General features: G+C 43.4%; 9 protein-coding genes. All 9 read right to left on the bottom strand.

Annotation, left to right across the window (positions count from 1 at the left end; all coding sequences use genetic code 11):
- Positions 1-102 precede the first annotated feature (102 nt).
- A complete protein-coding gene (locus DDR33_RS23020) occupies positions 103-1,590 on the bottom strand; it encodes a UxaA family hydrolase (RefSeq protein ID WP_109418200.1) in 1,488 nt (495 codons plus the stop codon).
- A gap of 73 nt (positions 1,591-1,663) precedes the next feature.
- Positions 1,664-3,109, bottom strand: coding sequence for a tagaturonate reductase (locus DDR33_RS23015; RefSeq protein WP_109418159.1), 1,446 nt, complete (start codon positions 3,107-3,109; stop codon positions 1,664-1,666).
- 166 nt (positions 3,110-3,275) lie between these two features.
- The gene (locus DDR33_RS23010; protein ID WP_238387920.1) at positions 3,276-4,292 is read right to left on the bottom strand and encodes a sugar kinase; all 1,017 of its coding nucleotides are present in this window, start codon (positions 4,290-4,292) and stop codon (positions 3,276-3,278) included.
- The gene (gene uxaC / locus DDR33_RS23005) at positions 4,289-5,689 is read right to left on the bottom strand and encodes a glucuronate isomerase (RefSeq protein ID WP_109418158.1); all 1,401 of its coding nucleotides are present in this window, start codon (positions 5,687-5,689) and stop codon (positions 4,289-4,291) included. Before uxaC ends, DDR33_RS23010 begins: the two co-directional genes overlap by 4 nt.
- A 45-nt stretch (positions 5,690-5,734) precedes the next feature.
- Positions 5,735-7,651 (bottom strand): glycoside hydrolase family 88 protein, encoded by a 1,917-nt coding sequence (locus DDR33_RS23000; protein ID WP_109418157.1) that lies wholly within the window; start codon positions 7,649-7,651, stop codon positions 5,735-5,737.
- 6 nt (positions 7,652-7,657) lie between these two features.
- A complete protein-coding gene (locus tag DDR33_RS22995) occupies positions 7,658-9,334 on the bottom strand; it encodes a glycoside hydrolase family 28 protein (protein WP_109418156.1) in 1,677 nt (558 codons plus the stop codon).
- Positions 9,335-9,586: 252 nt separating this feature from the next.
- Complete coding sequence (locus DDR33_RS22990) at positions 9,587-11,041, bottom strand: pectate lyase (protein WP_238387919.1); 1,455 nt, start codon at positions 11,039-11,041, stop codon at positions 9,587-9,589.
- An 80-nt stretch (positions 11,042-11,121) separates the two neighbouring features.
- The gene (locus tag DDR33_RS22985; RefSeq protein WP_109418198.1) at positions 11,122-12,672 is read right to left on the bottom strand and encodes a fibronectin type III domain-containing protein; all 1,551 of its coding nucleotides are present in this window, start codon (positions 12,670-12,672) and stop codon (positions 11,122-11,124) included.
- Between the two features lie 20 nt (positions 12,673-12,692).
- Positions 12,693-13,943 (bottom strand): RagB/SusD family nutrient uptake outer membrane protein, encoded by a 1,251-nt coding sequence (locus DDR33_RS22980; RefSeq protein ID WP_238387918.1) that lies wholly within the window; start codon positions 13,941-13,943, stop codon positions 12,693-12,695.
- Between the last annotated feature and the right edge of the window lie 175 nt (positions 13,944-14,118).

Raw genomic sequence — 14,118 nt, 5'->3', positions numbered from 1 at the left:
GGGCTTAGCTCCCCAACCACTCATAATCCATAACCCATAACTAAAAAAAGAGGTTCTCGTTTCCGAGAAGCCTCTTTTTCTTATAATTATGAATCTGAAAAATTATAAAGTTACACCTGTTTTGAAGATGGCAATTTCACGAAAGCCATTCTTTTCGTGATGAGCCTTTTCACCATTTGCCACACGGATGATCTTGTCAATGAACTGTTCCAAAGCCTCATCAAAAGTTTGATCTTCAGCCAAAGGTCCTGCGTTGTAGTCAATCCAGTGGGACTTCTTCGTAGCCAATTCTGAGTTTGTAGCAATCTTTAATGTTGGAATGAAACTACCGAACGGAGTACCGCGGCCTGTAGTGAATAATACGATATGACAACCGGAAGCACCGAGGGCTGTAGTGGCTACAAGGTCATTACCGGGAGCGCTCAAAAGGTTTAACCCCTTTTCTTTAAGACGTTCTCCATATTTCAATACATCCACAACATTAGCAATTCCGCCTTTCTGAGTACAACCAAGCGATTTATCTTCCAGCGTTGAGATACCACCTGCTTTATTACCCGGAGAAGGGTTCTCATAAATAGGCTGCTTAAGATCAATAAAGTACTGTTTAAAGTCATTGATCAGGTGAACCGTCTTATCGAAGACCTGCTCATTCACACAACGATCCATGAGGATGGTTTCCGCACCAAACATTTCAGGTACTTCGGTCAGGATAGTAGTTCCACCCTGGCTGATCAGAAAGTCAGAGAAGTATCCTACAAGAGGATTAGCTGTGATGCCAGACAGTCCGTCAGAACCACCGCACTTCAATCCCACTTTAAGCTCAGAAACAGGAATGGGCTCACGCTTATCTTTCCGCACCTCTTCATAGATCTCCTTTAAAAGAGCCTTTGCATCCTCTACCTCATTCTGTGCGCTCTGACTGGAAAGGAACTTGATCCTGCTCTTGTCGTAGTCACCCAGGGAAGCCTCAAACTCATCAATCTTATTATTTTCGCAGCCAAGACCCAGAACAAGCACACCACCTGCATTTGGATGAAGAGCGATGTCACTCAGGATAGTCCGGGTATTCTGATGGTCGTCGCCGAGCTGCGAACAGCCATAGCTATGCTTGAATACCTCGATTCCCTCGATATCATCAGGGTTTTCCTCTGCCTTAAACTCACGGATGATCTGCTCGGCAATTCCGTTTACACAACCTACTGTAGGAACGATCCAGATCTCATTCCGGATCCCCACCTCACCATTCTTACGGCGGTAACCATTAAACGTGAGGTTACGCTGAGGATGAGCCAGCTCGTGCAACTGAGGATTATAGGAATAATCAAAAACCTCTCCCAGTTTTGTTTTCACATTCTGAACGTGTACATGCTCTCCCGCTTTGATAGCGGCGGTAGCCTTGCCAATGGGATAGCCATACTTCAGGATATCGGCTCCTTCAGCAATATCCGTGAGAGCAATTTTATGCCCGCGTTCCACATCATTAAGCAACTCAATGCTCTTCCCGTCAACTTCAATCACCTCACCTTTGGTAAAGTTTCTTAAAGCGATCACCACATTGTCCCGGGAATGGATTTTAATTAACTCTTTCATTGTTTTATTGAATGTCGGAAACCAGATGCCAGCCACCGAAACCGGCGCCGGCATCTGATCATTCCAGCAGTATTTATACTAATTCGATAGCTTTCTGCATACCAAGCTTCTCAATATTCACGAGGTGTTTGGTTACAGCAGCTGTCAGCCCTTCTACTGTATTCAGGTCCAGTTTCCAGTTTTTCTCGAATGCAAGCACTTCTCGTACCACATCCTCTACCGATTCATCTGAACCATCGTATTTAGCCCATGCAGATTTCAGCAGGATCAGAACCGCAGCATCATCATTCAATGCGATCTCTTCCTCACCTCTCTTACCTTTGTAAAAAGCAATAGTAGCCGCGAGAGAAAAAGCAAGTTTCTCAGGAATTGAGCCTAATCTCTTCTTGTACTCCAGGATTGAAGGCAATACACGTGTCTCAAACTTAGGGAATGAGTTTAATGCGATACTCATCAGCAAGTGTTTGATATATGGGTTGCTGAATCGTTCAATCACTTCATTCGCAAATTTTTCAAGTTCTTCCTTTGGAAGGTCTAGAGTTGGAATGATCTCATTGAAGATCGCTTCTTTGATAAACTTTCCTACTACTGGATGCTCAACAGACTCTCTGACGGTATCGATACCATAGAGATAAGCTACCGGCACAAGCGCCGTGTGAGCCCCGTTCAGGATCTTTACCTTACGTGATTTATAAGGAGTAACATCCTTTACGTAAAGGACATCCAATCCGATGGAAGGAAAAGGAAGCTCCTTCTGAAGTTCTTCAGGGCCTTCGATCACCCAAAGGTGAAAATGCTCACCTTCCACGATCTGCTTATCTTCATAGCCCAGTTCACTGGTGATTTCTGCTATCCGTTCCCTGGGATATCCCGGAACAATACGGTCAACAAGCGTATTGCTGAAGCTGCAGGCAGAATTAAGCCACTCAACGAACCCTGATTCAAGGTTCCATTGCTCAGCATATTTTAAAACGATCTGTTTAAGATTATCGGCATTCTTGTCGATCAGCTCACAAGGGATGATATGAACACCTTTTGACTGATCCCCATTGAAAGTCTTATACCTGTGATTCAGCCATACAGTAAGCTTTGCAGGGTAAGAATTCGGAGGAGTTGCGGTCTGAGTATCATTCTCATCGTATGCAATACCCGCTTCAGTTGTATTGGAAATCACATATCTCATTTCCGGATTCTCAGCAGTGCCCAGATAAGCCGCAAAATCCTCATACGGATTGATCCCGCGGCTGATCACATCGATAGTCTCATAAGTACTTTCCGGTTTCCCGTTCTTGTAGCCGCGAAGATTCAGGGTATAAAGGCCATCCTGCTCATTCAGCATATTCACCATACCTTTATCGATCGGCTGCACAACAACGATAGAACCATTAAAGTTACCCTTCTGATTTAATTCATGGAACATCCAGTCGACAAAGCAACGAAGGAAGTTCCCTTCTCCAAACTGGAGCACTTTTTCAGGATACTCTCTGTATCCCTGAAACGTTTTTTTACTTAATTGCATATTTTTAAAGCTATTAGCCGTCGGCTATTAACAATCAGTCTTTTAGCAATTGTTATAGAGACAGTTTTTATTTATTTTTCTAACATTCCCATACGACCTGAACCTGTTTCCTCACCCTCACATCCATCCCTGCAACAGTCAGATCGTCACCTGAAGATTGTAAATCTTACTTGCTGTTTTCCTGGATCTTCGATACCGTAAGAATATCCTGGCCTGTTGCATCACCCTGCTCCTGTAACTTTCCGAAAGCAGCAGCAGTAGCATAATCAACAGTATCCTGGGGACTGTGTTTTAAATAGGATCCGTAGATCAGACCCGCCATAAAGCAGTCACCGCTGCCAGACCTGTCCACCACCCCTGTTGTCCTGAATTCGTCGGAGTTAAACTGCTCTCCGCCTGTATACAGGCTGGTATAATACAGAAGGTTGTTCTTATCCGAATCAAAACGGAATGTATTGGCAACAGACTTACATTTCGGGAAACGCTCCATAATCTCAATGGAAGTGGCCTTTGCATGATCCAGGTACGCTTCGCGTGTGCCTTTCAGATGGATATCCTGATCAATAGAGGTACCCAGCAGTGCATTGGCAGACCAGATATTTCCCATCACCACATCACAGTGCTCCACCAGTGCAGGCATTACCTCCACAGGCTTCTTTCCGTATTTCCACAACCTCGCACGGTAGTTCAAATCCACAGAAATGGTGATGTTCTTGGACGAAGCGGCCTCAAGTGCCTCAAGGCAAACATCGGCCACGTTCTCATTCAGAGCAGGACTGATAGCCGTAAAGTTGAACCAGGATACATCACGAAGGACTTTGTCCCAGTCTATAACTCCCCTTTTCAGTTCAGAGAACGCCGACCGGTCCCGGTCGTACACCACACTACTTTTTAAATCCGCTCCCCTGTCGAGGTAATAGACTCCAACCCTCTCGCCCGAAAACAAAACCGACGAAGTATAGATCCCCTTGTATTCAAGGTAATTGATCATATACCGCGACATAAAATTGTCGGGGAGTACGGTACTGTATTTTACAGGAATATTCCAGGCTGCAAGAGCGGTTGCAGTATTCGCTTCGGCCCCTCCCATGTATAACAGGAAGGGGTGTTTTTCCGCATCTTCGTTCGCCGCAGGCGAAATACGCAGAAGGAGTTCACCAAAGCATAAAACTTTACTTATCACAAGCCGAAATAATTTTTTGCGTTATAGTAACAAATGTCCTTAATAATCTTTCCTGTCCACTCGATATCATTTGGCATCTCTCCGTTTTCGATTTCCTCACCAAACAGGTTACAGAGAATTCTGCGGAAGTATTCATGACGCGGATAAGAAAGGAAGCTGCGGGAGTCTGTAAGCATCCCCACAAACCGGCTGATCAGCCCCATGTTAGACAAAGCATTCATCTGTTTGATCATCCCGTCTTTCTGATCCAGGAACCACCAGCCGGAACCAAACTGTACCTTCCCGGCAACAGATCCGTCATTAAAGTTCCCGATCATAGTAGCCATTAGCTCGTTGTCGGCAGGATTAAGATTGTAAATGATCGTCTTGGCCAGCCTATCCTCAGTATCAAGCCTGTTTAAGAACTTAGAAAGCTGGCGTCCCTGGCTGAAATCTCCAATAGAATCCCAGCCTGTATCCGGGCCAAGCTGACTTAACATCCTGGCATTATTATTTCTTAAAGCGCCGAGGTGATATTGCTGCACCCAGCCTTTTTCATGATCCCAGATTGCGAAATGAACAAGCATTGCCGATTTAAACTTCAGTACTTCCTGAGCACTCAGGCTTTGATTACTCCTGATCTTCTTAAAGATAGCGCTGATTTCCTCATCAGTATAATCCTCCGCATAGATCTGCTCCAGCCCGTGATCAGACACGCAGCATCCGTTCTCTGCAAAATAATCATGACGCTTCTTAAGAGCAGACAAATAAGCATCCAGGTCAGAAATACTGACGTCCGCAACCTGCTCAAGTTTATTGATATAAGCATTTAAGCCGGCAACATCTTCAGCTGCCATGGCCTTGTCAGGACGAAATGCAGGACGAACCTGGATCTCAAATCCATCTTTAGCAATCTGCTGGTGAAATTCCAGAGAATCAATAGGATCGTCTGTTGTACAAAGTGACTCTACATTTGCCTTCCTGAGTAAGCCGCGAACGGAATATTCAGGAGTTTGAAGCTTTTCAGAACACTCATCAAACACCTTTCTTGCATTAGCACCCGAAAGAACATCAGAAATACCGAAATACCGCTGCAACTCAAGATGGGTCCAGTGATACAATGGATTTCTAAGAGTATAAGGAACAGTTTCAGCCCACTTCTCAAACTTCTCAAAATCACTTTTGCCGCCTGTAATATACTCCTCATTTACACCGTTGGTTCTCATAGCACGCCATTTATAATGGTCGCCATAGAGCCAAACCTGAGTAAGATTTTTAAAGTTGATATCATTTGCCATTTGTTCAGGGATCAAATGGTTATGATAATCGATTATAGGCATATTTTTAGCAAACTCATGATAGAGCTGCTGTGATGTACGGCTAGCTAATAAGAAGTTTTCATCTAAGAATTGTTTCATCTCCCTCGTTTATTTATATATCGTATTAATAGTATTTTGTAGTATCTATTTCTTAGCAGATTGCAGAAGCAGCCAGTTTGCCAGATCAGCAGCGGCTTTAAAATTCTCGTACTCTGCAGGAATCTTTCTGCCATCAACATATTCATTGTAGAACCACGGATCACCTACCGCAAAAACAGTTCCCTTTCCTACTTTGGCAGTAGCCATTACCACATCCTTCCCTTCCGTAAAAATTGCACGGGCAGGTGCAGTTACATTTATCGTACTGATCTCTTTAATGTATACCTTTTTCGAAGTTTTGAAGACCGGATGGCCTGCAGGAATTTTAAAAGCACCTGTTTCATAAGCATCACCCTTTACAGCATTCCGCAGATCTTCATTGAAATGAATCCCAAACTTCCCAGCCAGCACATTAAAATTCTTAAACTCACAGTTGTTGAGGTCATTTGACATGAGCATCAGCACTCCTCCATCTTTCACCCAGTTATACAAGACGTCCGCATCCTGAGCAGAAACAAAATTAGGGTTTGCCGTTTCCTTTTCCGTATCAGGATCTACAATGATATAAACCTGTGTATTCTTCAGGTTAGCAGCAGTAGGAGCTACTGTCAGGGCATTCGTTTTCGCACCTGCATAATTGAATATATTTCCCCAGAACCAGAAACCGGTGTTCGACTGGTCTTCCCAGGTATAATGGTACCGTACATTCTCTCCGGACGGGCCTTTCTTCCACTCATTATTGAAATAATAATCCAGTGTAACCGTCTTACCCTTTCCTGGTTTAGGCAAGGCACTCAGTTCCATTTCATTAGCAGCGAGCATAAAAGAGCCAACACCCTTAGGGTCATTGGTGATCACTTTCTCGCTCATATAGTATTCGAAGCTGCCATCCCTGTAAGGCTTACCCCCAAGTCCGGAAACGCTCACTGTCCCTTTCAGGTTTACCTTCCCGGCATCTACCGTTTCGATAAACTGTTTCTTAATACCTTCATACCCCTTCTGTGCCGATTTCATATAAGACTCAGGCAGATACCCCAATCTTACAGCCTTGGCGAAAGTGTAGACAAACATACTGGAACCTGAAGACTCAAAATAGTTGCCCTTACGAAGCGGTGCATCAAGAATGTCATACCAGACACCGGTTTTTGCATTCTGAACCTTCTGAACAGCAACTGCGTAACGGGCCAGAATGTCCAGAAGGGTCTTCTTTCCAGGATGATTATCAGGAAAATAAGGTAATGCATCTACCAGCGCCATTCCGTACCATCCCATTGCGCGAGCCCATATATGAGCAGAGCGTCCGGTAGTTTTGTCGGCCCACTTTTCCTTTTTAGATTCATCCCAGCCATGATACATGAGGCCTGTAGCCGCATCCCTGGAATGGTTCTCCATATAGACAAACTGATTCGTAATATCATTGAAAGCAGCAGTATCATTCATCAGAGAAGAGTACTCCGCATAAAAAGGCTGTCCCATGTACAAGCCATCCAGCCACATCTGGTAAGGATAGATCTTTTTATGCCAAAACCCTCCCTCGTTTGTACGCGGATGGGTTCTGAGCTGCTCTTTCAGGATCTTTGCAGCTTTAAGATATTTCTCCTGGCCGGTCACTTTGTAAAGAAGCAACAGCGAACGCCCGTTCTTTATATTATCAATATTATAGTTGTGGCTATCATAAGTCCGGATCGTACCATCGCTCTGCACAAAAAAGTCCATGCTCTTTTTGATATAATCGAAGTACTGTTTGTCAGCAGTCCTTTGCCAGATAGACGAAATCCCCTCCAGAAGAACACCCTGATCGTAAGTCCACTTAAAAGGCCTCCCAACCCAAAGTGAATCCGCCCAGATATCCATTACCGTAGCCGCCATTTTCTCCGACAGCGGTTTGGTCTGCGCATATGAAGTGGATACCTGAACTGTCAGAAACAGGCTTAAGAATGATATTATGCTAATTCTTCTCATATAATGCTATTTAATTTTCAATGCCTTTTTATTTGCACCAAAGTTAAACTCCGCAAGGCTTTTCAGGTTCTTTGTATTGGTATTTGATACATTAATATTCGTGCTCCTGTCACCATTAACGGAGAAAAGAAGATCGCTATTATCATTGAAGGATAGTTTATCAAATGAAAGGGAATTGCTGTTCAGGATATGAACTACAGGTTTCGTCTCCTTTGTAATCACACGAACGTTCTTCAGACTGATCTTAGAGGCCTCCTCCAGTTCCACCCCTTTTTTAGCCTGAAGCGTCATATCTTCCAGGTAAATATCATGAATATTCATCTCCGGTAATCCTCTTACAAAGATCGCTTTCTCCGCACCGTCGCATACCACATTTTTCACATAGAAGTTTTTGAACTGCGGAGTTGCCTCTGTAACCGGAAGTTTTACCACTTTCGGAGCTTCTCTTTGTTCACCGCTGAGGGGAACCGGATCTTTCGCTTCATAATACATATCGAAAAGAATCGCCTCTCCGGGAATATCTTTCATGGTGATATTCCTGATATAAACGTTCTCCACAATCCCACCCCTTCCACGGGTAGTCTTAAAGCGCAAACCAATGTCAGTGCCCATGAACGTACAATCCGTAACGAACAAGTTCTTCGCTCCGCCAGACATTTCACTGCCTACAACGAAACCGCCATGAGCATGATATACAGTACAGTTCCTGATCAGCACGTTCTCCGTCGGCATCCCTCTTTTTCTGCCCTGTTCATCACGGCCCGACTTGATACAGATCCCGTCATCCCCAACATCAAACACACTATTTTCAATCAGCACATTTTTACAGGATTCAACATCTATACCATCTCCGTTCTGAGCATACCATGGATTCTTCACATGCACATCGCGTACCGTCAGGTTCTCGCACATCAGAGGATGAACATTCCAGGCAGGAGAATTCTGGAAAACAACACCTTCCAGCAGCACCTTGTTACATTTAGTAAGCACCAGCAGGTTAGGCCGTAAGAAGTCCTTTATATCTTCATAGTCGCTAACTGTCTTCCCCGGAGCAATAACCCCGGCACCCTTTATTTTCGAGCCCTTTAATGACTTTTCGGATGGATACCAGATCTTTTTATCTTCACTTAAGGCACCACCAGAGGCCAGCAACTTTTTCCACTGAGAATCTGTCAACTTCTCTTTCTTCACCATTCTCCAGGCATCGCCATTCCCGTCAATGATCCCCTTTCCTGTAATTGCCACATTTACCAGGTTAGTGCCTGAAATCGGAGATTGATTCCTGACAGCAGCCAGGCCTTCCCAATTTGTCTCAACTAACTTATATTGATTAAAATCGCGGCTAAAGGAAAGCACAGCGTCACTTTGCAAATGAAGGTTCACATTACTTTTCAGTTCAACCGGCCCCGTTACCCATAACCCTGTCGGGATAAGCACTACCCCGCCACCGTTTTTGCTGCATTCAGCAATAGCAGTATTGATACTATTCGTGTTTATAGTAGTACCGTCATTTACCGCACCGTATTTAACAATATTAAAAGTGTCGGCCTTGAAAACCGGAGTTTCCACAGCAGGCAATGACGCGATAGGCCAGCTTTGATCGTTTGCATTCTGAGAATAGCCTTTCAAAGCGATCAGCTGTGATGCTATTACTATAGTTCTTAAAATTCTACTGTGTTTCATTCCTAAAGATCCTTATATCACCACAGTATCTTAGATTTCCCCCTAAGATCACGTTGGTTATTATCGTCTAATTATCTGGCTAGTACAAACAGATTTATCAACTTTGAAAGCAATTCTACAGACTTTAAAGCGAATAAAAAATGATTTAAGTATAAATATTTACGCAATCGTTATCGGGAACGATAGTCCTGGTCAGGCAAATCAGCTCTTCAGCCAGCCCAGCTTATTATAAGAGCAGGGCGGGCTTCGCTGTTACTTTACCTGCTCCGAAGTGATATTTTTAACGAGGCTGTTTATATACACTTCAATATTATCATATCCTGTACTAAGCTCCCTTCCGTTTGCATTGGCTTTATTGGGATCGAGCTTATTTGCCATCTCCCACTCATCGGGCATTCCGTCTCCGTCAGTGTCCTTCGGCACGGTCCCCTGCACCAGTTCAGGCCAGCCGCCCACATCAGTCTGCGAATCAATGATCCCCTTTTTTCCGGTCTTCGACCCGATGAAGGTGACAGTACCTGTTTTAACTTCATTGACCACCCTGGCATCGACAGCATCACGCTTAAAACTCGCTCCTGCAAGCTGAAGTACGCGGCTGAACGCTTCTTCTGCCGTCTGCTGGGTGATAGCCTCTGCTGAAAATGCCGTGTTAAGACGGGCATTTGCCAGAACAACTTCCGAAGCAAGATCCACACCCCCATTCCAGTTATCAGCAGTAACGGCAGCATTTCCGAAAACATAATTCCCGGATACATAGAAAGAGCCATACCCGGGAGGATAGCTTGTCAAATCAGCCTCCATAGAGATCTGCATGATCCTTTTTGTCTTACTGTTGTCTGTCCCCGGCCCCGGCTTATAATAGTTTGCTACTATATTATACCTGCCGTTCTCCCCACCATAAGCACTGTTAGAGCCCCAGTTATAGATGACATTATTGCGGTAGTCCACCAGGTCGGTTCCAAAACCACTTTTCCCTGTCCCTGTTCTGCTACCGCCATCAAACCTTGGATTCCTGCTGTTATGATGAGCCAGCAGATTATGATGAAAACTGGCATTATGCCCACCCCATATTGCTCCGTAACCATGATCATCTTTTTCGTGAAATGATTTGTTGAGGCTTTCAGACAAGATACAATACTGCATTGTAAAATCCTTATTGGCATAAAATGAACTCGTCTCATCTATCGACCAGCTCATAGAGCAATGATCAACAATCAGTTTCTCACACCCCCTTCCCCACAAAGCATCCTGTTGATTCTGCGTCAGATCTCCCATTCGAAAGCGAAGGAAACGGATGATAACATTGTTTGCCGCTACATTCATCTCATAATCCTGAATGCAGATCCCATCCCCGGGAGCAGTTTGCCCTGCAATCGTGATATCTCCGTTCTTAATCTGCAAACGGCTTTTCAGCTTTATATTTCCCGACACCTCAAACACGATGATCCTTGCACCGCTGGCACTGATAGCTTCGCGGAGGCTGCCTGTACCCGAATCGTTCAGGTTAGTCACTTTTATTACTCGTCCACCTCTCCCGCCGGTAGCGATTTTACCATAGCCTTCAGCGCCGGGAAAAGCGAAGGCGGTTTCTTGGATGGGGGTGGGTTTCTGTTCCGTTTCCGTGTGTGCTGAAGTTTTTTTGCATTCGGCAAAAAGCACCAGTAATGACACCCCTGCAATCAGAAATAATGTTTGCTTAAATTCCATAAACATGTTAAAAAATTCGATATAAACGAAAGAGGGTGCATCTTATACACCCCCTTTTGCTTACGATAGATAAAACCTTTTTATTGACGCCATCTTGGATCGCCAACACCTTTTGCCTTTAAATCAAGATTATTTATAGTAAAATTACCCTGACTAGCATTTGTGAACTGAGGATCCAGAGTTGTATATACGCCAGTATCATTTTTAGCATTCGCGGTTGCGCTAGCGGTGAAGTTAAGAGCATTAAAATAATTATTGTCCGCCATTGTTGTAATGGTTGTAGAAGCCTGGTTGGTATAATACCCGTTTGTATTCGTTATTATATTTTTAGTGAAATAAATCTGATGTGTCGCTAGACGAATATATAAGAACCTACGGCTGCTCCCCGTTGATACACTATTAAACGTATTTGTTTGAATAGTGATGACACTGTTTATTGATGGAAAGTTAGTAGACCCTGCGTTATCCATACGAAATAGATCTCTCTCTGCTGCACTAGCATAAACGGTATTGTTTTCAAACAGAAATGTTTTTGCTAAACCAGTCCTAAAGTCAATAAAATCTCCTCCATTGCATTCAATATGGTGAATGATATTCCCTCTGAACGTCACCGCTTCTATGAGAGCTTTTACATTCACATACATTACTCCTTTGATATAATTCTTAATCTCGCAATTCTCAACATTCAAAGCAGCATAAGCATTATCCAGAGCTTCATCATATATAATTGCCTGATTGCTATTAAGTGCACCTGTTCCATCAAGCACCAGATCTTTAAGCGATAATCCTGCGTTACCTCTAAGTTTAACCGCCATTCCCTTTATAACCGGTTTATCAGACGGGCGGGCACCTTTAATTGATATAGATTTGGAGATCGCAATATCTGCATTGATAGTATATTCCCCTGGCATCAAAGCAAAAGTTTCTCCACCTGCAGCATTTGCAATAATACTTGCAAAATTGTCTGTTGGATAAACAGCAATCGCACCATCAAGATCTATTAAAGTAGTAAAAGTTTTTGTGCCCCGAGTCTTTGTACCGTTCATTAACTTCGCGGTGTAAGTGGTTTCGGGGGTTAAACCAGATATTGTCGCTGCTCCTGCTGTAATTTCTTCAGAAGTAACAGTATGATTAATGTTACCGGGCGTTAACACAATAGAAGTAGCAATCTCTCCTGCCGGCCAATTTAATTTTACCGATTTTGCAGCTAAGTTTTCTGGACTTACATCCTGGAAGATTTGTTCAGCATCAGTAGTAAATGTGGCTGTAATCCATTTGGAATCATCTATCCCTTCACCAACTGCTTTGACACGAACAAAGTATTTTGTTTCACCACCAAGGGCTGTCACGGTATAGGGTACCTGATCAAATGAAATATTGTCAACCTTTTTAACTGGAGATCCTGAGAAATCAGCATTCTCAAATATCTCTAAAGTATAGGATTTTGCGTTATTCACCGCTTTCCAGGTAAGTCTTGCACCGGTTTTATTGTACACTATTACTCCCAAATCCGTCGGAGAAAGGGTCCTGCTCAAGTTGACCGAGGTGATTTCATCCATCACATCATCCGAACAACTGGAAAAAGCCGTTAAACCAGCAATGAACCAAACATATATTAAAATCTTTTTCATATTCATCTATATTGTGAATTTTACTCGATTCCCAGGTGACTATTGTTCAATGTATTATTTGAGTTAACGACAAACGTCGTCCATATAGGCCAGACTTGCAGCTTATCAGGGTCCGCTTTGGCTAAAGCATCCCAGTAAGTATCTTGTCCACTGCCGGAAGATAAATTCCACACCTTATTAAAGGCATATCCAAGTGCTTGGCCCTGAGCATCAGTATCTCCGAAATTCAAGCCGTAGATCTCAACCGTTTCTCCATTCGCAGCTGTCCTATAATAAATCTTTGAAGGCAGGTTTGCGTATTTACCCTGCCTGTTTTCAAGCTGAATAAGCTTAGCCTTCGCCTCAGTGATTTTAGTTCCCAACAGGTTCCAGCGGATTAAATCGGCCTTTCTTAACATCTCTCCTGTAAATTCCAGAGCTCTTTCATCTACAATAGCATTAAAGAAAGCAGTTTTCGATACGGTAACTTCGCTCATAAACTGATCAACCTTAGCTGCATTATTGGGGAAGGCTCTGGTTCTGATCATCTTTAAATAAGGAGCTGCCGCTCCAGGCCCATCAATCTCATTAATTGCCTCTGCTGCCATCAATATAACGTCAGCATACCGCATGTACATCCAATTCAAACCATCGTCGTTATCAGATGTGACGATTCTTTTCATCCATTCATACCGGTATTTACCAAAATAAAGCTTATTCATGTTGGTCGGAACCTGGACTCCATCAGTCCATTCATATGGTACAACTGTTACATCTCTCCTAACATCTCCAGACTCATACTCATATAACATAAGCGCATTTGGGCCATTAGTTCCTCCCTTATTTTGCTGCGTATATTTATCTTTTGTTGTATGCTTAACCCCCAAATCAAAGGTCACTCTTCCTCGTCCTTCGCTAAATGGAATCTCCCACATGGACTCAAGCCCAGCCTTACCTGTTTCCTGATTTAAAGTTCTGAAAACCTCTTCAAACCCAAGCAAACGTAAGGATCCGCTATTAATAATATCCAGACATTCTTTTTTTGCTATCGCATACATTTTATCGCGTGACAATTCTGGGTCATTGCTCAAACGAATAGTCTTATCAAGGCGTTGTGCATATCCTCCAGCCGCTAAAGCCAAACGAGCACGCAATCCTTTGGCAAATGCTTTATTCACACGTTCCACGGAAGAAGTAACACTTGTTTCATTTGGCCAGGGTAACAAATTTGAAGCTTCTTCCAGGTCAGCCAGCAATTGCTTATAAATAACATCACGATCACTTCTCGGCAAATAAAGAGTTTCAGTTGTTATAGGTTCAAATCTAGCCGGAACATCACCCCAGCCCTTAATTAGAGTCTGTCCATAAAGTCCCGGGTAGAGGAAAAAATAGTAAAGATCAATTTTTTAACAGGAAGAAATAATGTTAATATAGCGGTATGAAAATGCGTCTGTTTACTGCCCTGAG

The organism is Pararcticibacter amylolyticus (assembly GCF_003130405.1).
In the GTDB taxonomy this organism is placed as follows: domain Bacteria; phylum Bacteroidota; class Bacteroidia; order Sphingobacteriales; family Sphingobacteriaceae; genus Arcticibacter; species Arcticibacter amylolyticus.
Note: the sequence above shows the minus strand (reverse complement) of the source record. Positions and strands in the feature narration are given on the sequence as shown.